This window comes from Selenobaculum gibii, from assembly GCF_030273445.1.
GTDB lineage: Bacteria > Bacillota > Negativicutes > ICN-92133 > ICN-92133 > Selenobaculum > Selenobaculum gibii.
On sequence record NZ_CP120678.1, the window covers coordinates 342,337 to 362,992 of the forward strand.

At 38.1% G+C, this 20,656-nt stretch carries 19 protein-coding genes; all 19 read left to right on the forward strand.

Annotated elements, in window-relative coordinates; all coding sequences use genetic code 11:
• The first annotated feature begins 5 nt into the window (after window positions 1–5).
• The 19 genes from P3F81_RS01540 to P3F81_RS01630 all read left to right on the forward strand — a co-directional run bounded on the left by P3F81_RS01540 (window position 6) and on the right by P3F81_RS01630 (window position 20,395).
• Window positions 6–2,282: a hypothetical protein gene (locus P3F81_RS01540; RefSeq protein ID WP_147666996.1), complete on the forward strand. Its 2,277-nt coding sequence runs from the start codon at window positions 6–8 to the stop codon at window positions 2,280–2,282.
• A gap of 13 nt (window positions 2,283–2,295) precedes the next feature.
• Window positions 2,296–3,039 (forward strand): amino acid ABC transporter ATP-binding protein, encoded by a 744-nt coding sequence (locus tag P3F81_RS01545; protein WP_147666994.1) that lies wholly within the window; start codon window positions 2,296–2,298, stop codon window positions 3,037–3,039.
• Window positions 3,040–3,162: 123 nt separating this feature from the next.
• Complete coding sequence (lpxC, locus tag P3F81_RS01550) at window positions 3,163–3,987, forward strand: UDP-3-O-acyl-N-acetylglucosamine deacetylase (protein ID WP_147666992.1); 825 nt, start codon at window positions 3,163–3,165, stop codon at window positions 3,985–3,987.
• A 14-nt stretch (window positions 3,988–4,001) separates the two neighbouring features.
• A complete protein-coding gene (fabZ, locus tag P3F81_RS01555; protein ID WP_177503798.1) occupies window positions 4,002–4,442 on the forward strand; it encodes a 3-hydroxyacyl-ACP dehydratase FabZ in 441 nt (146 codons plus the stop codon).
• A 183-nt stretch (window positions 4,443–4,625) separates the two neighbouring features.
• Window positions 4,626–5,444, forward strand: a complete 819-nt coding sequence (gene lpxA / locus P3F81_RS01560; RefSeq protein ID WP_147666990.1) for an acyl-ACP--UDP-N-acetylglucosamine O-acyltransferase — start codon at window positions 4,626–4,628, stop codon at window positions 5,442–5,444.
• A 27-nt stretch (window positions 5,445–5,471) separates the two neighbouring features.
• Window positions 5,472–6,275, forward strand: coding sequence for an LpxI family protein (locus tag P3F81_RS01565; RefSeq protein WP_147666988.1), 804 nt, complete (start codon window positions 5,472–5,474; stop codon window positions 6,273–6,275).
• 97 nt (window positions 6,276–6,372) lie between these two features.
• Entirely contained in the window at window positions 6,373–7,509 is a 1,137-nt protein-coding gene (gene lpxB, locus P3F81_RS01570; RefSeq protein ID WP_147666986.1) for a lipid-A-disaccharide synthase, read from the forward strand.
• 9 nt (window positions 7,510–7,518) lie between these two features.
• Complete coding sequence (gene msbA / locus P3F81_RS01575; protein WP_147666984.1) at window positions 7,519–9,246, forward strand: lipid A export permease/ATP-binding protein MsbA; 1,728 nt, start codon at window positions 7,519–7,521, stop codon at window positions 9,244–9,246.
• Between the two features lie 26 nt (window positions 9,247–9,272).
• The gene (gene lpxK, locus P3F81_RS01580; protein WP_147666982.1) at window positions 9,273–11,753 is read left to right on the forward strand and encodes a tetraacyldisaccharide 4'-kinase; all 2,481 of its coding nucleotides are present in this window, start codon (window positions 9,273–9,275) and stop codon (window positions 11,751–11,753) included.
• 24 nt (window positions 11,754–11,777) lie between these two features.
• The gene (gene kdsB, locus P3F81_RS01585) at window positions 11,778–12,518 is read left to right on the forward strand and encodes a 3-deoxy-manno-octulosonate cytidylyltransferase (RefSeq protein ID WP_147666980.1); all 741 of its coding nucleotides are present in this window, start codon (window positions 11,778–11,780) and stop codon (window positions 12,516–12,518) included.
• Window positions 12,518–13,342, forward strand: a complete 825-nt coding sequence (gene kdsA, locus P3F81_RS01590) for a 3-deoxy-8-phosphooctulonate synthase (protein WP_147666978.1) — start codon at window positions 12,518–12,520, stop codon at window positions 13,340–13,342. The genes kdsB and kdsA overlap by 1 nt, the downstream gene beginning before the upstream one ends.
• A gap of 36 nt (window positions 13,343–13,378) precedes the next feature.
• Window positions 13,379–14,347 (forward strand): KpsF/GutQ family sugar-phosphate isomerase, encoded by a 969-nt coding sequence (locus P3F81_RS01595; protein ID WP_147666976.1) that lies wholly within the window; start codon window positions 13,379–13,381, stop codon window positions 14,345–14,347.
• Window positions 14,347–14,895, forward strand: a complete 549-nt coding sequence (locus P3F81_RS01600; protein WP_147666974.1) for a KdsC family phosphatase — start codon at window positions 14,347–14,349, stop codon at window positions 14,893–14,895. The genes P3F81_RS01595 and P3F81_RS01600 overlap by 1 nt, the downstream gene beginning before the upstream one ends.
• A 93-nt stretch (window positions 14,896–14,988) precedes the next feature.
• Window positions 14,989–15,906, forward strand: coding sequence for a lysophospholipid acyltransferase family protein (locus tag P3F81_RS01605; RefSeq protein ID WP_147666971.1), 918 nt, complete (start codon window positions 14,989–14,991; stop codon window positions 15,904–15,906).
• Window positions 15,899–16,447, forward strand: coding sequence for an LPS export ABC transporter periplasmic protein LptC (gene lptC / locus P3F81_RS01610; RefSeq protein WP_309320563.1), 549 nt, complete (start codon window positions 15,899–15,901; stop codon window positions 16,445–16,447). The genes P3F81_RS01605 and lptC overlap by 8 nt, the downstream gene beginning before the upstream one ends.
• Entirely contained in the window at window positions 16,447–17,160 is a 714-nt protein-coding gene (locus P3F81_RS01615; RefSeq protein ID WP_147666966.1) for an LptA/OstA family protein, read from the forward strand. The genes lptC and P3F81_RS01615 overlap by 1 nt, the downstream gene beginning before the upstream one ends.
• A gap of 20 nt (window positions 17,161–17,180) precedes the next feature.
• On the forward strand, window positions 17,181–17,900 hold the full coding sequence (lptB, locus tag P3F81_RS01620) for an LPS export ABC transporter ATP-binding protein (protein WP_147666964.1): 720 nt from the start codon (window positions 17,181–17,183) through the stop codon (window positions 17,898–17,900).
• 217 nt (window positions 17,901–18,117) lie between these two features.
• Window positions 18,118–19,206: an LptF/LptG family permease gene (locus P3F81_RS01625; RefSeq protein ID WP_147666962.1), complete on the forward strand. Its 1,089-nt coding sequence runs from the start codon at window positions 18,118–18,120 to the stop codon at window positions 19,204–19,206.
• 25 nt (window positions 19,207–19,231) lie between these two features.
• Window positions 19,232–20,395: a DUF3084 family protein gene (locus P3F81_RS01630; RefSeq protein WP_147666960.1), complete on the forward strand. Its 1,164-nt coding sequence runs from the start codon at window positions 19,232–19,234 to the stop codon at window positions 20,393–20,395.
• Window positions 20,396–20,656: the final 261 nt, after the last annotated feature.

The window sequence follows — 20,656 nt, forward strand, 5'->3', positions numbered from 1 at the left end:
TGGGGATGAAAAATAATTTTTTTCGTAACGATATATTTATCTTATTGTTAGTTAGCATATTATTAAGTGCTTTAGTTGCTAAAGGAATATCTTTGGGTGCTAATTTTTACTTTCAGGAAACACTGACAAGTTTAACCGGGGACTATGGAGAATACGATTTGCTTGTTCAAGTTAGAGAAGAGAGTAGAGAAGAAGGGAAAATACAAATGCAACAGATGCTGGAGACAAATTTTCCTGGATCAAAATTTAAAGAGGCACCATCGATTGGAGGTAAAGCCAATTTTTTCATTGCATTGCCTCCAGGAGGCAAAACGAAAGAAATTTATGAAAATATTGATCGTTTATTTTCAGCGATTTATGGAGTTACGGGTGTAAGTATTATAACTGAGCCACGCCTAAGCATTCGTGGGGTTCCAAATGGTGCTGTAGATATGCTGATGAAACGATTTGAGGCAATTGATGGTGTCAATTTTGTCTATCGACTTGGGACATCGATTGGAATTGTCTTAGAGGGTGTTGACAAAATTGCGGCGGCAACTGAGCGGGTGGAGAATGAATTAAACTCTTATCAAGTACTAGAAGTCAATTTTCCGGCAGGGGCAGAGGCTGAAAATCCAGTTCGTTTGGCAGGAATTATTGTCGATGATATAACAGAAAAATTACATCCTACGATGCTTCATTATGTTTCTATTGATGAAAAAGCAGATGAGATGGCTTATGCTGTAAGCACGATGCAGGAAATGAGAAAGTTTTTTCTTGCCTATATGACGAAGATTACGATCTATCCTGGGGAGTCAGGTAAAATTCGCAAAGGTGATTTGATGCTTCTGCAAGGGACCTCGCTTCGTGAACCGCAAATTGGCGATGATTTTTTGCGAGGAAATATTATTGCAATTGTAGAAGAATTAAATAATGATGGTACAGCACAGGCTGTAATCACGCAAGGGGATTCTGAAAAGATAAAGGATCATCGAATTTATAAAATGGAAGGGGAAAAAGTACAAGGCTTTGTAGGGAAAGTTGAATATCAAAATCCTCGGATAAGATTAGCAAATGCAATTGAAAAAGCAGCTGGATTATTTGAAAAAGTTCCCGATCTAGCAAAAGATACTGTGCAGGTCAGTAAAACAGTGCGGCAGGCGATTGACGGATATAATAACAATAACCAGCGTTTAGAAAAAACATTGAATAGAATGAATGATGCAGTAGCCATATTAAATAAAACCACGATTGATATTAGTTCTATTGATGTAAAAGGCGTCAAGAATCAATTGGAGAGTTCTATAAATTCTATTAAAACATTGCATACAGGGTTGAAATTGATTCAAATTTTTAATGCCGACGTTACCTCCTCTGTACAAGCATTGGAGGTAACAAAAAATAAATTAGAAAATTTTCAGCAATTGTTAACCGGCATGGATGAGATGCATGATGATGCAGTAAAGGCACAAAGCGTTCTTAATGGATTAGCACAGGAAGGAAAAGGCATTACAGAAATCTTAAAAAGCATTAACCATAGTTCGGCTGAAAATAATTTGATGAACTTAGAAACAAAACTTACGGATATTGCCGAAGCTGATTTAAAGCAAGCAGCAACAGAATTGCGTTATATGGCAGCATCAATTCCCAATATGAAAGATGAAGAAATTTATGCTTCTGTTAAGTTATTGGATAAATTAATGGCGGGACATTTTTCTTTGGGGCAAAGATTACAATTCCTTTTAGATCGTAATATTGCATTAACAGATTTAAAACCAATCGTTATTCAGTCGATAGGTCATGAAAATGTTGGTGTATTGCAAGCTGATTTAGGCGTTATAGAGCCCAATATTTACTTGCAGGTATACCAAGTCTTAAATGAAGTTCAAGCAGTTTTAGCCGGGCTTACAGCGCTTGTGTTGACATTGGTTTTACTGGCGCTAGATCATACCTCTATCATGGCAGCGCTAAAGATGCGAAGAGATGATAAAAAAAATGGGTTCTTCACGACTGATAAAATTTATGGAATGGCTGTAGGCGCAATTCTGCTAAGTACGATATTTTTATTAGCGGGTGGTGGAATCCCGTATGTTCCATTTTATATGATCCCAATGATTGGTGCTTTGTTAGGTATATTTATGGATTTTTATAGTGAAAAAATAAGTCCAATAGAAAGAGAGGAAATATTAGCAGCAGAATCCCTAGGGATGAGCTTTGATGAAATCATGCGAGAAATTGTTATTCCAAATGCAAGACCGGGATTATTACAGAAATTGAATCGTCGGAGATTGTTATTCAAATAGAGGGGATGATTTTTTGCTGGAAATCAGAGATTTGACAAAAGACTTTGGTGATATTAGGGCTGTTGATCACTTAGCATTACATGCGGACAAAGGAGAAACAGTTGTGATTATGGGGCCGTCTGGCTGTGGGAAGTCTACAACAATCCGAATGATCAATCGTCTAGTTGAACCTGACTTTGGCACTGTTTTTTTCGATGGCATAGATATTACGGGGTTGCATAAAAATGAATTATTGGCAATGCGAAAACGAATTGGGTATGTTTTTCAGCATTTTAATTTGATTGCTAGGCTTACTGCACTGGAAAATGTGATGCTAGGATTAGTGATGGGGCGGGTTTCTTATGATGAGGCAAAAAAACGTGCTGTTGCAATTTTAGAAAAAGTGGGGCTGGGAAGATATATGGATTATAAACCGAGCGAACTATCGGGTGGGCAGCAGCAACGCGTCGCAATCGCTAGGGCTTTAGCCTTTGAACCAGAATTAATTTTATGGGATGAACCAACTGCTTCGCTTGATCCAATTTTAGTTCGGGAAGTTTTAGTCATCATGGAAGAACTGGCAAAATATAGAGCTAGTACAATGCTCGTAGTAACGCATGAGTTGTCTTTTGCATTAAAAGTGGCTGATCGTATTCTTCTCATGAATAAAGGGAAGATTGTAGAGAGTGGAAAACCTATTGAGATTTTCACGAATCCACAGTCGACAATAGGAAAAACATACAAAGATCTCATTGATTATCAAATGAATACAATTTAAAGTTAATGATTGGTTTTATTTAGAATATTTACGTATTTTTATTCATTTTTCAAGGTAAAGCTTGCAGTAGTCGCTAATATTTTGTAGAATAAACAAAGGTTATCATGTCAGGAGGATTTTTTTATGCAGTATCAAACTACGATTGCAAAGAATGCGACATATACAGGTATTGGTTTGCACTCGGGATGTGAAGTGACGGTTACAATAAAACCAGCGCCTGCAAATACGGGAATTGTTTTCGTTCGCGTAGATTTGCCAGGATGTCCACACGTTGCTGCTATTTCTGACAATGTTACTGCTACAATGCGAGCAACAACGTTGGAAAATGGCGAGGCAAAAGTTTTTACGGTGGAACATTTGTTGGCGGCATGCAATGCAATGCAGTTGGACAACTGCTATATAGAAATGAATGCACCAGAACCACCGGTGGCGGATGGAAGTGCGATTGTTTTTGTTAATTTAATTAAAGATGTAGGACTTGTAGAGCAAGAGGCCAAGCGTCAGGTTATTGTAATTGATAAAGTGTATACAGCACGCGAAAAAGATAAATTTATTACGGTTATTCCTTATGATGGTTTTAGAATTTCATTTACTTCAGTAAATCCACATCCGATGTTGGGTGTACAGTATTGTGATATTGAGATCAACGCGGAGACTTTTACTAAGGAAATTGCACCAGCACGTACGATTGCCTTTACAAAGGAAATTGAAGCATTGCAAAAGATGGGGTTAGGTTTAGGTGGTTCTATTGAGAATGTCATTGTATATGATGAGGTAAAAGCGTTAAATCCACTTAGATATGAAGATGAGTTGGTTCGCCATAAAGTCTTAGATGTTGTCGGGGATATGCGTTTAGCTGGAAATATACGTGGGCATATCATTGCAGTGAAGTCAAGTCATGCGCTTAATACATCATTGGCAAGAAAAATAAAAGGTTTCGTGGAGTAAGGAGAGGATTTTAAATGGTGTTAAATGTAACGGAAATACAAGAAATTTTACCACATCGTTATCCATTTTTATTAGTGGATAGAATTATTGAATTAGAGCCGATGAAAAGAGCTGTAGGCATTAAAAATGTTACAATGACTGAAGCTCATTTCCAAGGGCATTTTCCGGGGCAGCCGGTCATGCCGGGAGTACTTATTCTGGAAGCAATGGCGCAAGTTGGTGGAGTGGCAATGCTTTATCCAGAAGAGAATCGCGGAAAAATTGCTTATTTTGGAGCGATGGAGCGCGTGAAATTTAGAAAACCTGCGATTCCAGGAGATCAATTACGTATGGTGGCTGAATTGATAAAAGTGCGTGGTTCTATTGGAAAGATTTTTTGCCAAGCTTATGTAGAGGAACAATTGGTAGCAGAAGGAGAATTTACTTTTGCATTAAAAGCGCCAGAAAAGAAATAAATTCAAGATATTTGGTGGATTTTTGGTGAAAACGTTAGCAATAATAGAAATTATTCGCAAAAATGACGAATTAAGCCGGTTTATTGGATGTTTAATTTAGACTGACTAGCTGGACTATATAAACGTTAAAGAAAATGATACGTTAGACGTTCACATACTATTTTAAGAAGGAGTGACATGGTGATGAAAGCAGAAAAGGTTATCGCATTGCATAAGATACATGAAGCTGCCGTAGTTCATCCAATGGCGCGTATTGGCAAGGATGTTGAAATTGGACCGTACGCGGTAATTGGAGAAAATGTCGTTATTGACGATGGAACAAAGATAGGGGCTCATGTTGTAATAGATGGGTGGACAAGCATCGGCAAAAATTGCGTTATTTTCCCAGGTGCGTCAATTGGTGCAGAACCACAAGATTTGAAATTTGCTGGTGAAAAATCTTATGTATTTATTGGTGATAATACAAAAATTCGCGAATGTGCAACGGTAAACCGTGCAACTGGTGAAGGTGAAGAAACACGAATTGGCAGCAGCTGTCTAATGATGGCTTATACGCATGTTGCGCATAATTGTGTCGTTGGTAACAATGTAATTATGTCAAACGCAGCTACACTTGCTGGACATGTAACCGTAGAAGATCGCGCTGTTATCGGTGGACTGACTGGTGTACATCAGTTTGTAAAAGTTGGACGAAATGCAATGATTGGTGGGGCATCGAAAGTAGTGCAGGATGTTGTACCTTATACAATCGTTGATGGACATCCGGCAAAGGTTTCAGGATTAAACAGCGTTGGTATGTCAAGGGCGGGTATTCCGATTGCATCAAGGCGCAGCATAAAAAAAGCTTATAAATTATTGTATCGTTCGGGATTGAGCTTAGCACAAGCGATTGCTATGATTGAACAGGAAGTGGATTCTTGCTCGGAAGTGGATCATTTTTTAAGATTCTTGCGTAATGCTGAACGGGGAATTTGCCGCGGACGTAAAGAAGTTGGCGAATAAAAACTGTTTTATTCGGAGGATAAGAATGTGGAGAAAATAGGTTTACTAGCAGGCATTGGCAAGTTGCCAGTAGAAATTGCTTGTGCAGCGCGTAAAATGGGGTTTTCGATAGTCACAGTAGGGCTAGTAGAGGGTGTAGATGCAAGACTAGCTCAAGTTTCAGATACATTTGCACAAATTCAGGTTGGCGATCTTGAGAGAATCTTTGCTTTTTTAAAAGAAAACGAAGTTGAAAAAGTTACGATGATTGGCAAAGTAACGAAAGAATTGATGTTTAATGGTAAAGTTATCTTGGATGCACGTATGCAAAAGTTATTGTCATCTTTACCTGACAATAGTGATGATACATTAATGTTAGCGTTTGTTCGTGAATTAGCAGCAGAAGGAATGACGGCGTTTGATCAAACAGCGCTTATTCGGTTTTTAATGCCGGCACCAGGAGTGTTGACAAAACGTGAGCCTACGCAAGCAGAAAAAGATGATATGCAATTTGGATTTAAAATGGCAAAGGCCATTGGCGGATTAGACATTGGACAAACAGTCGTTGTTAAAGATTTGGCTGTTATGGCAGTGGAGGCAATTGAAGGCACGGATGAATGTATTAAACGTGGTGGGCAATTAGGACGCGGCAAAGTAACTGTAGCTAAAGTTGCAAAGCCAAAGCAAGACAATCGTTTTGATGTTCCAGCGGTTGGTCTTGATACATTGAAATCTATGTGCGAGGCGAAAGCTGTAGCACTTGTAATAGAGGCTGGAAAAACACTTGTTGTGGATAGAGAAAAAGTTATTCAATTTGCGGATGAAAATGGAATAACAATTCTAGCGATGTAAATAATGATAATAGGGCGCGAAGGATGCTAAAAGCGTAGCGTCCTTTTGCGCTTTTTTGATTATAGTAAAAAGATTGAAACAATGGAGGGGAAATAAGATGCACAAGGTCATGATATCGGTAGGTGAAGCTTCCGGTGATTTGCATGGTGCTAGTATTGCAGATGCATTAAAAGAATTAGAGCCAGATATTCGTATTTTTGGTATGGGTGGGCAGGCCATGCGTAAGGCGGGAGTTGAGATTGTACACGATATTGCTGATCTTGGTATTATTGGATTTGTCGAGGTAGTAAAAAATTTACCTAGATTTTTTCGTTTGCGTGATGAGCTTATTGATTTAATGAAAAAAGAGCAACCGGATGTATTATTAGTAATTGATTATCCGGATTTTAACATGAGATTGGCGCCAAAAGCTCGTGAATTAGGTATCCCTGTAGTTTCTTATATTCCCCCATCTGCTTGGGCTTGGCGAAAAGGACGGGCAAAGTCGGTAGCGAAGATTGTAGACAAGATTGCTTCCATTTTCCCATTTGAAGCTGAGGTATATCAAAAAGCTGGTGCGGATGTAGAGTTTGTTGGCCATCCTTTAATTGATATCATAAAACCTTCGATGGATAAAGAAACGGCGTATAAGTTTTTTGGTATCAATCCGAATCAGCCCGTTATTTTATTATTGCCTGGAAGCCGCAAGCATGAAATTGAGAATTTGTTGCCGGTGATGCTCAAAAGTGCCGAAAAAATAAAATTAATTTATCCAGAATGTCAATTTATATTGCCTGTAGCATCGACAATTTCCCAGGAAATGTTGCAAGGTATGATAAAACAATACAGCGTGAATGTAAAATTGACGTTTGAAAATACATATGATTTAATGGCGATTGCTGATTCGGCAATTGCAGCTTCAGGGACGGTTACGCTTGAAGCTGCAATTTTAGGTTTACCAACGGTCGTCATTTACAAAATGGCAGCGATGACGTATTTTATCGGTCGATTACTGGTGAAAATACCAAATATCAGTTTGCCGAATATTGTCGCTGGCAAACGTATTATTCCTGAATTATTGCAATATGAAGTCAATGCTGATAATATTGCAAGAGAGACTTTGGCACTTTTACCTTTAAGTGAACAAGGGGAAAAGGTGCGTAAAGAATTACTAGCAGTAAAAGAGAAACTTGGTGCTGGTGGGGCGGTAAAACGAGCAGCACAAGTTGTATTGAATGCAGCGAAAAAAAGATAGGAGAATTTTATGAATACTTATAAACGGTTACTGATGTATGCAAAACCATATATTCCACGCTTTTTATTAGCTGTTGTTTGTATTGTTTTAGCTGCTGCGGCAAATTTATATGTTCCTTGGGTAGTAAAAGATGTTATTGATGAAGTGTTGGCACAGCGTAATTTAATGATGCTCAATAGCATAGCGATAGGAATCGTAGTTGTATTTTTCTTTCGTGGAATTTTCTTTTATGGGCAGACTTATTTAATGAGTTACATTGCACAAAAAATTATTATTGATATCCGCGAAGTATTATATCGGCATTTACAAAAGTTATCGCTTTCTTATTATGAGAAACGCAAAACTGGTACGATCATGAGTTATGTTACAAATGATGTAGCTGCCTTGCAAACTGCCCTTGTTGACAGTATGGTTGAGTTGGTTACGGAAGGGGCTATTTTAATCGGCTCCTTAGGGACAATGTTTTACTTGCATTGGAAACTTTCTTTGCTGACTCTGATTACTATGCCGGTAATTGCACATGCAATGAAGATTTTTGGGAGACGTCTAAAACAGACTAGCTTTGTTATGCAAGAAAGAATTGCTGATATTACCTCTGTTTTACAGGAGGCTATTTCATCGGTTCGTGTAGTAAAATCCTTTGTTCGGGAAGACTATGAAATAGAACGGTTTAAAAAAGAAAATTATTCTAATTTCGCGGCACAAATGAAAAATACGCAGATTATGGCAACGTTAACGCCCGTGGTTGAGTTTTTAGCAGCGATTGGTGTTATGGTTATCATTTGGTATGGTGGACTTGAAGTAATCAATGGTAACTTAACGGCAGGAGCTTTGATGGCATTTTTAATTTATGCGGTAAACTTAGCAAATCCAATTAAACGTTTAAGTCGTGTGTTTGGGAATATTCAAAAAGCAATGGCAGCGGCTGAACGTGTATTTGAAGTACTTGATACAACTCCAGAGATTATAGATAAACCGAATGCTAAACCATTAGCAAAAATTGAAGGCAAGGTTAGTTTTAAAGAGGTGAGCTTTGCCTATAAAGAAGGCGAAATGGCTTTGGATAATGTAAGCTTAGAGGCAAAAGCTGGGCAGATGGTTGCGATCGTCGGCCCAAGTGGCGCAGGCAAAACGACGATTGCAAATTTATTACCGCGTTTTTATGATCCAACGGCTGGGGCGATTTTTGTAGATGATATAGATATTCGAGAGGTAACGATGCATTCGCTACGAGAACAAATTGGGATTGTACCGCAGGAAACTGTTTTATTTAATGGAACAGTTTATGAAAATATACTCTACGGTGATTTAAATGCGACAGAAGAAGAAGTGATTGCAGCAACTAAAGCGGCAAATGCCCATGAGTTTGTTATGGCAATGCCGGAAGGGTATCAAACGCAGATTGGTGAACGTGGGTCTAGTTTGTCAGGCGGTCAAAGACAGAGGCTGGCGATTGCGCGTGCTATTTTAAAAAATCCTCGTATCTTAGTTCTTGACGAAGCAACATCTGCACTTGATACAGAGAGTGAAAAGCTGGTACAGGCCGCTTTGGATCAATTGATGGTTGGCCGTACTTCTTTTGTAATTGCGCATAGATTATCAACGATTTTAAAAGCGAATATGATTTTGGTTATGGAGAAAGGTAAGATTGTAGAACGTGGTACACACGAGGAGTTGCTTGCTTTAGGCGGATTGTATAGCAGTTTGTATCAGATTCAGTTTAATAAGAGCAGATAAGTCGATGAGAATTGTGAGGTAAAAACATGCAAATAATATACAATATAGCTGCTATTCTATTGGTTGTAATTGCATTGCCGATTTTTGCAATTCGGACGATGCGGGAAGATGGTTTTTGGGAACGGCTTAAGCAGAGCTTTGGTCTTTTGCCACCGCATATTCTTGACCCTGTTGCTAAGAAAAATTGTATATGGGTACACGCAGCATCTGTAGGAGAAATCGTAGCAGCGAGCCCATTAATTAAGGAATTCCGCAAAGAGTTTCCGAAAAAACCAATTTTAGTTTCAGTTGTGACGAATAACGGTTATGCGATGGCAAAGCGGATTGTAAAAGATGCGGACAGCATTATTTATTTTCCATTAGATTTACCATGGCTTAGCAGCGGAGTAGTAAGGAAAGTTATGCCGAGTGTATTTTTACCTGTAGAAACAGAACTGTGGCCGAATTTCTTAAAAGCAGCGCGTAAGTATAAGATTCCGGTGATGATGGTGAATGGGCGGATTAGTGACAAGAGTGTAAGACGATACCATCATTTGCGCGGTGTATTAAAGGATATGATTGGAACAGTAAGCAAGTTTTGCATGCAGTCGGATATTGATGCACAGTATATCGTTCAACTAGGCGCACCACCAGAGCTTGTTACGGTAACAGGCAATACAAAATTTGATCAAACCTATACCGATATCACGGAAAATGAAAAAAAGATATTGCGTGAGGAAATGGGACTTGCCAATTGTGAGATGATTTTGCTTGCTGGTAGTACGCATAATGGCGAAGAAGAAGTTATTTTTAAATCGTTTAGTAGGATTCGTGAACGGTTTCCAAAAGTGAAATTAATTATTGCGCCGCGTAATATTATGAGAGCGGATGAGATCGTTGACTTAGCACAACATTATCATTTTCGAGCATCGAAACGGACTGCATTAAAAGAAAAACTAACGAATCAGCATGATATTGTTATCTTAGATACGATTGGTGAATTGGGTAAAATTTATGGTGTTGGAGATATTGTTTATGTGGGAGGAAGTCTAGTTTCGCATGGTGGACACAATATATTAGAGCCAGCGGCGCATGGTAAAGCGATTATTGTTGGGCCTAATATGTTTAACTTTAAAGATACGTATGCGTTATTTTCAGCGCGTAAAGCATGTCTAACAGTAAAGAATGCAGAAGATTTAACTCAAGCCGTGCTTAGATTGTTAGAACAGCCTGAGGCAAAAAAAGCGATGGAAGATGAAACGTTATCAATTGTACGTGAAAATCAAGGTGCATCACGTAAGAGTGCAGTAATTTTGCGTGAGGTGCTTGAAGAATATAAAAGGAAATCTACTGTACACAATATTAATAAAAGTGATGATATTATCGAAAATATTCAGAGTTACTTATATAAGCTGGTACATGGTGAAACAAAAGGGGTTATTGCAAATATTTTCATGAGGGTGCTATACTTTTTTTCTTTCATTTATTGTCAGCTCTTAGATTTAAAGCTAGCGTTTTATCGCTGGGGGGTGCTAAAACAATATAAACTCGATTGTCATGTCATCAGTTTAGGAAATATCACAGTTGGTGGGACGGGGAAAACGCCAACTGCACAGCGATTGGCTGTAGCGATTCGCGATATGGGATATAAGGTAGTGATTTTAAATCGCGGGTATCGGGCAAAATGGAAAGGCGAAGTTGGCGTTGTTTCTGATGGGGAAAAAATTTACATGTCAGCAACTGAAGCTGGTGATGAAGCTTTTCTTTTAGCGAAAAACTTACCAAAGGTTCCTGTGTTAATTGGGGCGGATAGAGCCGTTACAGGACAATATGCTGTTGAACAGCTTCACGCTGACGTCGTTATTCTTGATGATGGTTATCAACATTGGCGATTGGTTCGCGATTTAGATATTTTGCTCATTGATGCCATTAATATTTTCGGTAATAATTACATGTTGCCGCGAGGCACTTTACGTGAGCCGTTAAACCATTTAAATCGAGCCGATGTTTGCTTATTGACAAAAGTTGACCAAGCAGATCCTGATGCTTGTAACATCATTAAAAATACAGTGAAAAAATATAATGAAAAAGCATTAATTGTGACAAGTGTGCATAGTCCAAAATACTTTGTTGAAGTTGCTGATTGGTATAAGGGCGCTTCAACGCATATCACTTCAATTGATAGTTTACGAGGGAAAAAGGTTACAGCAGTATCGGCTATAGGAAATCCAGCATCCTTTGAACAGACGATTAACGACGTTGGTGCACAAGTGATTGAAAGCGTCAGATTTGCTGATCACCATGATTATACGATGGCAGAAATGCAAATTATTATGGATAATGCCATTGAATCTGGGTCGGAAGCACTTATTATAACAGAAAAAGATTTAGTAAAAATACCATCTGAATTCATTCATTCTAGCCGTGATTTGCCAGTCTATGTGTTAAGTATGGAAATTGGATTTATTGATGGCTATCATGAATTTATTGAATTGATTGGAACAAGTTTAAAAAACAAAAAGCGATAAGCTTTATTTTTCGGAGATGAAACGATGAAGATTTTATGTGTAATTCCTGCGCGATACGCATCTACACGTCTGCCAGGTAAGCCACTTGCTGATATTGCAGGTAAACCGATGATTCAACGTGTATATGAACGCGCAAGCCTAGCAAAGTTACCAAATGAAGTTTTAGTTGCTACGGACAATGAAAAAGTTTTTGCAGCAGTGAAAAATTTTGGGGGATCTGTTGTTATGACATCGGCTGAGCATGCGACGGGAACGGATAGATTGGCAGAAGTAGCGCAAAAATATCCTGATGTTGATGTAATCATTAATGTACAAGGCGATGAACCATTAATCGAACCTAGCATTATTGATAATTTAGCTGAAGTTTTTGAAAAAGATAGTGAATTAAATATGGCTACCTTAATGACGCCTATTCCAGAGGCAGAGCAAAATAATCCAAACAATGTAAAGGTAGTGACGGATTTACAAGGCTATGCTTTATATTTTTCCAGGTCGCTTTTACCATATCCGCGTAAGGCAGATGAAATTCCTGTTTATAAACACATTGGCATTTATGCATATCGTCGTGATTTTTTACTTAAATTTGCAGCTATGCCATCAACTCCGCTAGAGAAAAGCGAATCACTAGAGCAGCTTCGGGCCTTGGAAAATGGCTATAAAATTAAAGTGTTAAAAACAGATTTTCATTTCATTGGTGTAGATACTGTGGAAGATTTAGAAAAAGTGAATCAATTATTAAAAAAAGAAATCGTGGAGGGATTATAATGAATACAGTTCAAATTGGCTCAGTAAAGATTGGTGCGGGACAACCTCTTGCGCTTTTGGCAGGACCTTGTGTAATAGAAGGACTAGAGCGAAGTTTAAAGATTGGACGTGCAATAAAGGAAATTACGACTCGTTTAGGGATTCCGTATATTTTCAAAGCTTCGTTTGATAAAGCGAATCGTTCTTCCTATACAGCTTTTCGCGGACCGGGACTTGAAGAAGGTCTTAAAATTTTAAAAACGATTAAAGACGAGTTACAAGTTCCAATCGTTAGTGATATTCATTGTATAACACAAGTAGAAGCTGCTGCTGAAGTACTTGATGTATTGCAGATTCCAGCCTTTTTATGCCGACAGACGGATTTATTAAATGCGGCGGCTAAAACAGGGAAAACGGTAAATATTAAGAAAGGTCAATTCTTATCGCCGAAAGATATGGAGAATGCAGCACGTAAAATTCGTGAGGCTGGCAATGAAAATATTTTATTAACTGAACGGGGCGCAAGCTTTGGTTATAACAATCTAGTTGTAGATATGCGCAGCTTCCCGATTATGCGTTCTTTTGGGTATCCGGTAGTTTTTGACGCGACGCATAGCGTTCAGTTGCCAGGTGGAGCCGGAACATCTTCTGCTGGACAACGTGAGTTTGTTGAATACTTAACACGTGGCGCTGTAGCTGTAGGCGTTGATGCACTCTTTATGGAGGTACATGACAATCCAGAAGAGGCACTTTGTGATGGGCCGAACATGGTTTATGTAGATAAGTTAGAAGCGCTTTTAAAAGATGCATTAGCAATTGATGAAGTTGTACGTAAACATAAGTAATAAAAGTTTAAAAATATCTATAGGGAGCGGAGAAAAATGTCTAATAAACAAGCAATAGATGTTTTAAATATTGAAGCTGAAGCAATAAAAGCATTAATTCCTCGAATTGATGAAGAGTTCAATAGAGCTGTAGAAATGATTCTGGCTTGTAAGGGAAAAGTTATTGTAACAGGCATGGGGAAATCGGGAATCATTGGCAGAAAGATTGCTGCATCGTTTGCGAGTACGGGAACCCCATCCTTCTTTCTTCATCCAGCAGAAGCTTTTCATGGCGATTTAGGGATGGTGACTTGCCATGATATCGTCATTGCGATATCGAACAGCGGTGAAAGTGCTGAAGTGGTAAATATTTTACCGATTATTCAGCGCATTGGCGCACCGATTATCGCGATGTGTGGACGCAGAAAATCTACGATGGTTGATCATGCAGAAGTGTTTATAGATATTAGTGTAGAGCGTGAAGCCTGTCCTTTGGGATTAGCTCCAACGGCTAGCACGACAGCTACACTTGCGATGGGAGATGCATTAGCTGTTGCTTTGCTATCAGAACGCAATTTTACTCCACAAGATTTTGCATTATTTCATCCGGGTGGTGCGCTAGGGAAAAAGCTGTTGTTAAATGTGGAACATGCAATGCATAGTGGCGAAGATAATCCTGTCATTGGTCGAGATAAAACAGTAAAAGAAGCTATCTTTACAATGACGGAAAAAGGATTGGGTGCGACTTCTATTGTTGATGAAAATGGTATTTTAGTTGGAATTGTAACAGATGGAGACATTCGTCGCAGCATTGAAAAGGGACATCAATTCCTTGATGAAGCCGTTGCAAAAATCATGACGCCAAATCCAAAAACGATTACAAAAGAAAAACTGGCTGCTGCTGCACTTCATCTTATGGAAAAGCACCAGCCAAGACCAATTACAGTACTACCAGTGATCAATGAGAAAAAAGAACCGATTGGTATTTTGCATCTTACTGACTTATTGCGTCAAGGAGTGGTATAATGTACTATAGTAAACGTGCCACTCGGATAAAAATGGTGATTTTTGATGTAGATGGCGTACTTACTGATGGAACTATTGTAGTAGGAACTACAGGGGAATTTATGAAGAACTTTAACTGCCAAGATGGACTTGGAATTAGCTTGTTGCATAAAGCAGGAATAAAGACAGCGATTATTACTGGAAGAACTTCGGAAATTGTCAAAATACGTAGTCAAGAGCTCAATATTACGGAAGTGTATCAAGGGGTGGCAAATAAATTATCAGCCTTTCATATGTTGAAAGAAAAGTATCATCTAGAAGATGATACGATCGCATATGTTGGGGATGATTTAATCGATTTGCCGGTAATGCTTCAAGTAGGACTTGCCTGTGCAGTAGATAATGCTGCATATGAGGTAAAAGAAGTTGCGCATTATGTCGCAAGAAAAGAAGGCGGCAAAGGTGCAGTAAGAGAAATTGTTGAAATGATTTTAAAATCACAAGGAAAATGGGACAGTCTCATTGAAACTTATTTTACAAGACAGCCATTGCTGGAAACAAAACAATAGTTGAAATAAGATTACGATTCATTGATTTGTTGGTTATGGTGTGGGCGGGGTTTCTCGCCCTGATTTTTGTATATTGGAAAGGATGGCGGTTATATGCAATATTGGTTTTTTAAAGCACTCAGCCGCTTTTTGTGTTTATTACCTTATGGTTTAGTTCTAAGTACTGGACGAATATTAGGCAAGTTGTATTATTATATTGCGGCGAAACAACGAAATCGTGCGACAAGGCAAATGATGCGTAGTTTAAATATCTCAAAAGTAGAGGCCGATAGTTTAGCAAGAAAGATGTTCGATAATATTGGGAAGAATTTTGTAGAGATACTTAGAACGCCTAAATTAACAAAAGACAATTATCAAGATTTTATTACAATAAATCACTTAGAACGTTTTGAGGACGCTTTAGCAAAAGGACATGGTGTTGTTTTGTTAACGGCGCATATTGGTAACTGGGAATGGCTCGGTGCAGCGCTTGCTTATGCGGGATTACCTTTGTCAAGTGTTATTAAACGCCAACCCAATGATCAGCATACAAGACTTTTAAATGAGTATCGCGAAATGGTGGGTATGGAAATATTTTCGCGTGGGACAACAGAATTAGTAGGAGCGGCAAAAGCGTTGAAAAAAGGCAGAGTATTAGCCTTCTTAGCCGATCAAGATGCAGGTCCAGGAGGGGCATTTATTGATTTTCTTGGCATCCCAGCATCAACGCCTTTAGGACCAGCGGTTTTTGCGAAACGATTTAAATCGCCAATTGTACCTGTATTCATGTTAAGGGATAAAGATGGAAAACATATAGCACAGGTGCATGAACCATTTTATTTTAATGACACAGGAAATGAAGAACAAGATTTATATAACATTACAGTAAAAATGACAAATTTGATTGAATCGGTAATTCGCGAGAATCCAAGTCAATGGATGTGGTTTCAAAAGCGTTGGAACACGCCGCTAAATGAAGAAAAACAAGCGGGAAAACATCATGCGAAGAAGGGAGCAGGTAAGCATGAATAAATCAGTAATGACATTGTTTATCTGTACTTTTTTGGCTGTTGGTGGTGTTTTGTATTGGGCTTTTTCTGACAACACGCAAATTCATGTTCAAAAGGAAGAAGATGAAGCTCAAAAAATCCTAACATATGAAGGGAATACATTGAGCGAAGAAAAAGATGGCAAAAAGATTTGGGATCTTACAGCTGAAACGATCACGATTGATCCACAAACGAAAAATATTACATTGAAAAATATTCAAGGCGTTTTTTATCAAGACGATGGGAATAACATTAACTTGACAGCACCGACTGCAGTGTATGATAATAAAACGCATGATATTATTATTACAGAAAAAGTAATTGCGACCAGAAATGATGGATCTAACTTTACTGCAGATCAGGTTTTATGGCAAAATAGTATCCAAAAATTCTCCGGAGAGGGAAATATTAAAATTGTTCAAGCAGATACTGTGATTACTGGTGATAAAATGGAAACCGATTCGGGCATGAATAAAGTAAAAGTAGAAGGAAATGCTCATGTAATAAAAGGTGGTGCAGAGTAATGAATTTGAAAAAAATGTGTTTAACAACAATGTTATGTATGGCTATTGCCTCACCCTTATATGCCGCAAATGATAAGCCTATAGACTTATCGGCAGATGTGATTGAGTATGATTCAACAACTGGTATGATGACAGCTACGGGCTCTGTAAAAATGGTACAGGAGAACGCGGTCATAACAGGCATGAAAGCAACTTATAATACAAAAAGTAAGGAAGCTGAAATCGATGGCGGTGTCCGTATGGTTAAAGAGGATATGGATTTAACGGCAGCAAATGTTAGGTCTATTGACAATAAACATGTTATAGCAGTTGGAGATGTTGTACTCGTGAAAGGAACAAGTACGCTAACTGGACCGCAGGTGGACTATTTCTTAGACCAAGATTATGTGTTGATTAATAGCAATGCTAAGATTTCTATGCCAGACGGAGTAATGACCTCTGAGAAGCTAGAGCATTTTGTCAAAGAAAATCGAGCTGTTGCTACTGAAAACGTTCATATTGTAAGCCAAACGCGCAATCTTGATGCTACGGGCGATGTTGCAACTTATTATGGTGGAGAAGGACAGCAAGGAAAGATTGTCCTTTCTGGTAATGCAGTGGCTGTTCAAGACAATAATACTTTACGAGGTAAAACATTAACGATGTATTTGGAAGAAAAGCCAGCCTCACAAAGTAATCAGAGTGAATTAGTGATTAAACCAAATGAAAAATAACCGCAAAGTGAGGCGGATTCATGTTTATTGAGACTGCAAATTTAATTAAAACTTTCAAAAAACGTAATGTTGTTGATGGAGTTTCCATTCGGGTTGAAAAAGGGGAAGTTGTTGGTTTGTTGGGGCCAAATGGAGCTGGAAAGACGACGACATTCTATATGATTGTTGGACTAGAAAGACCCACCAGTGGAGATGTTTCTATTTCAGGAGAAAGTGTTACGCATTTACCTATGTATAAGCGCTCTAAATATGGGGTGGGATACTTGGCACAAGAGGCTTCTATTTTTAAGAAGCTTACTGTTGAAGATAATCTTATGGCGATACTTGAAACAACGCCAATGAGTAGAAATGACAGAAAAATAAAAGTGGAAGATTTATTAAAGGAATTTCATGTGCTTCATGTGCGTGATAGAAAAGGAACTGAACTATCGGGTGGGGAGCGTAGACGGGTGGAAATTGCTCGTTGCTTAGCTACAGACCCTAATTTTATCCTTTTAGATGAACCTTTTGCTGGAGTCGATCCGATTGCAGTTGCAGATATTCAAGATATTATTGCCTATCTGCGCGAACGTGGAATTGGGATATTAATCACTGATCATAATGTAAGAGAGACGCTTAGCATTGTGGATCGTGCTTATATATTAAATCAGGGAAAAATATTAATTGAGGGAGATAGACAAACGATTGCATCTAGTGAAATTGCACGGAAATTCTATCTCGGTGAGAAATTTAGTCTATAGTAAATTTTGGTTTGTATTAAGTTTAGAAAGTATCTAAAAGGTAAACCGTTAAAAATAAGAAACTGTTTACGTCTAGGATAAACACGGCTATTCAGTGAGAGTTTTAACTCTTCTGCGAGCAGATAAGTAGTCCAGAGGCTTACGGTGGTCTTTACTTCTATATTAAAGAGAGGGGCGCCCGTTAGTCATCGGATAAAACCCTATGAGGGAGAAGAATATGCGGATTTTAGACAAATATATCATCAAAGAAATGTTAGGTACTTTTATTTTTGGGATTTTTGCCTTTTCTAGCGTTTTTATTGGTTCAAGTACACTTTTTAGAATTGCGCAATATGTAACGAATTACGGTGCTTCTATTCAGGCGGTTATTAAGCTTTTTATTTATAGTTTGCCTAGCATTGTTGTTTTGACTTTTCCTATGTCGATGTTACTAGCAACGCTATTGTCATTTGGCAGGCTTTCGGCAAGTAGCGAAATAACAGCGATGAAGTCAGGTGGAATTAGTTTTTATCGCATCGCTATGCCTGTATTTATTATTGCACTTGTAGTTAGTATCTTTGCTATTTTATTTAATGAGCATGTAGTACCCAGAGCCAATGAAGGATATAGTTATGTTGTTAACTTTGAAATAAAAGGCAATACTGCGCCAAAATCACAAGATCATGTCGTATTGAAAGAGATAAAAGAAGGACAGATTAATCGATTGACTTATGCACGACGTTATGATGCGCAAACAATGGCGATGTATGGTGTTTCTATACAAGAGTTTGAAAATGATACGCTTGTGCGGGTGCAAAATGCTGAGAAGGCTGACTGGAGTAATGATCACTGGACGATGCATAATGGAATTCTTTATGATTTATCGGCAGAGGGGAATGTACAACGTACATTAAAATTCTCGCAGCAAATTTTGCCGATTTCGCAGTCGCCAAATGAAATTATACGCTCTCAGAAAAAACCTGATGAAATGACGATGCGAGAGCTACGGCATCAAATTAAAGCTATGCAGATGCAATCTGTAGATACAAATGAATTGGAAGTAGAGTTGTATAAGCGAATTACGATTCCCTTTGCAACGTTTATTTTTGCTTTAATTGGGACGCCTTTGGGTTTACAACCAAATCGGACGAGCTCATCTATTGGGTTTGGGATAAGTATTATTATTATTTTTGTTTACTATACAATTATGACAATTTCCTCGACGCTTGCACAAGGCGGTTCGGTAAATCCTTTAGTTGCCGCTTGGATGCCGAATACCATAGGATTAATTGTCGGGATTTCTTTAATGCGTAAAGCGGCAAAATAGATAAGAATAAAAGGAGGGAGAGTCAGTGTACGGTATTGTTTTAGTAGTTATTCTAATTGTTATGGGCGGCGCAATTGCTTACATTGGTGATAAACTGGGAAGCAAAGTCGGCAAGAGAAAACTATCTATATTTGGATTAAGACCGAAGCATACTTCGATTATTGTAACGATTATTACAGGAATACTGATTACTTCCTCAACGCTTGCAGTTTTAGCAATGACCTCTGAAAATGTTCGCGTTGCTTTGTTTGGAATGGAAGCATTAAATAAACAAATTCGGGAAACTGAATTTAATTTAAATACAATTCAAGCAGAGTTGGATAATGCCAATCAACAGAGGCAGAAAACAGTTGCAGAGCTTGAAAAGGTGACTGCTGCGTATGAAAAGGCAAATCAAGATATAGCGCAGTCGCAGGAACAAATTAGAGCATTAGAAGTTACAAAAAATACATTGGAAGAAGCTAAAACAGCTTTGGACGCAAAAGTTGCAACTTTGACAGAAGAACAATCTGTGCGTGAAGCAGATATTGAACGACTTAATATTTTGACAGAAAAACTTAATAAAGGTATTTTATTTGTCAGAGAAGGACAAATTATTTTTCGGGCTGGTGAAGTTATTACTAATGTCGTTGTTCCATATATCGATAATGAAGATAAACGCATGCATATGCTTTCTGACATCGTTTATCAGGCAAATAAGCAAATCCTAGAACGATTGGCTATTAAGGAAGATATTGAGGTTTTGTGGCTATCTCAAGCTGAATTTAATGAGGCGACGAGGCAATTATCATCTTTAGGACAAAAAGAAGCTGTGGTACGAATCATAGCGGCGGGAAATATCGTCTATGGTGAACCAGTTAGGGTACAAATCAAGTTATATCCTAACCATCGTATCTATAATCAAAATGACTTTGTTTACAGTGAAGTTGTTTCAGTTGAAAAAGGGGATAATGCGGAGCAGGTTGTATTGGATTTTCTAGCGGATGTAAATGAAAAGGCGATTGCTAAGGGAATATTGCCAGATCCAATTCGAAGGACTGTTGGAAGCATGACGGGGTCGCAATTTTATGATATTGTGAATAATATAGAAAATTTAAACGGAAAAATTGAAATTTCAGCGTATGCTGGAGATGATGTTAATGCAGCAGGTCCATTACGCTTAAATGTCTACGTAAAAACGCTAAATTAAATAACAAATGAAATACAGTGTAGATTTTTATTTAAATTAAAAATGGAAAGTTGTTAAAATAAATGCCCTTTAAGGTATTGTTTTAGCAACTTTTTTATTTTTAAAATTTATTCGATAACTAACGTGGTGTTTGGTAAATCATTTATAATACTACAAATGGTTACAAAAAAGAAAACGTATAACTGAAGACTGATATAATTTATCATACTTGGTAGAATTTTAAACTAGATAAAAGTCGTTTTAAGAAGTATAGTAATAGTA

Bases quoted from the DNA above. Each gene is read 5' to 3' on its own strand.
- P3F81_RS01540 (WP_147666996.1), top strand. From the start codon at position 6: ATGAAAAATAATTTTTTTCGTAACGATATATTTATCTTATTGTTAGTT.
- lpxC (WP_147666992.1), top strand. From the start codon at position 3,163: ATGCAGTATCAAACTACGATTGCAAAGAATGCGACATATACAGGTATT.
- fabZ (WP_177503798.1), top strand. From the start codon at position 4,002: ATGGTGTTAAATGTAACGGAAATACAAGAAATTTTACCACATCGTTAT.
- lpxA (WP_147666990.1), top strand. From the start codon at position 4,626: ATGAAAGCAGAAAAGGTTATCGCATTGCATAAGATACATGAAGCTGCC.
- lpxB (WP_147666986.1), top strand. From the start codon at position 6,373: ATGCACAAGGTCATGATATCGGTAGGTGAAGCTTCCGGTGATTTGCAT.
- msbA (WP_147666984.1), top strand. From the start codon at position 7,519: ATGAATACTTATAAACGGTTACTGATGTATGCAAAACCATATATTCCA.
- lpxK (WP_147666982.1), top strand. From the start codon at position 9,273: ATGCAAATAATATACAATATAGCTGCTATTCTATTGGTTGTAATTGCA.
- kdsB (WP_147666980.1), top strand. From the start codon at position 11,778: ATGAAGATTTTATGTGTAATTCCTGCGCGATACGCATCTACACGTCTG.
- kdsA (WP_147666978.1), top strand. From the start codon at position 12,518: ATGAATACAGTTCAAATTGGCTCAGTAAAGATTGGTGCGGGACAACCT.
- P3F81_RS01595 (WP_147666976.1), top strand. From the start codon at position 13,379: ATGTCTAATAAACAAGCAATAGATGTTTTAAATATTGAAGCTGAAGCA.
- P3F81_RS01600 (WP_147666974.1), top strand. From the start codon at position 14,347: ATGTACTATAGTAAACGTGCCACTCGGATAAAAATGGTGATTTTTGAT.
- P3F81_RS01605 (WP_147666971.1), top strand. From the start codon at position 14,989: ATGCAATATTGGTTTTTTAAAGCACTCAGCCGCTTTTTGTGTTTATTA.
- lptC (WP_309320563.1), top strand. From the start codon at position 15,899: ATGAATAAATCAGTAATGACATTGTTTATCTGTACTTTTTTGGCTGTT.
- P3F81_RS01615 (WP_147666966.1), top strand. From the start codon at position 16,447: ATGAATTTGAAAAAAATGTGTTTAACAACAATGTTATGTATGGCTATT.
- lptB (WP_147666964.1), top strand. From the start codon at position 17,181: ATGTTTATTGAGACTGCAAATTTAATTAAAACTTTCAAAAAACGTAAT.
- P3F81_RS01625 (WP_147666962.1), top strand. From the start codon at position 18,118: ATGCGGATTTTAGACAAATATATCATCAAAGAAATGTTAGGTACTTTT.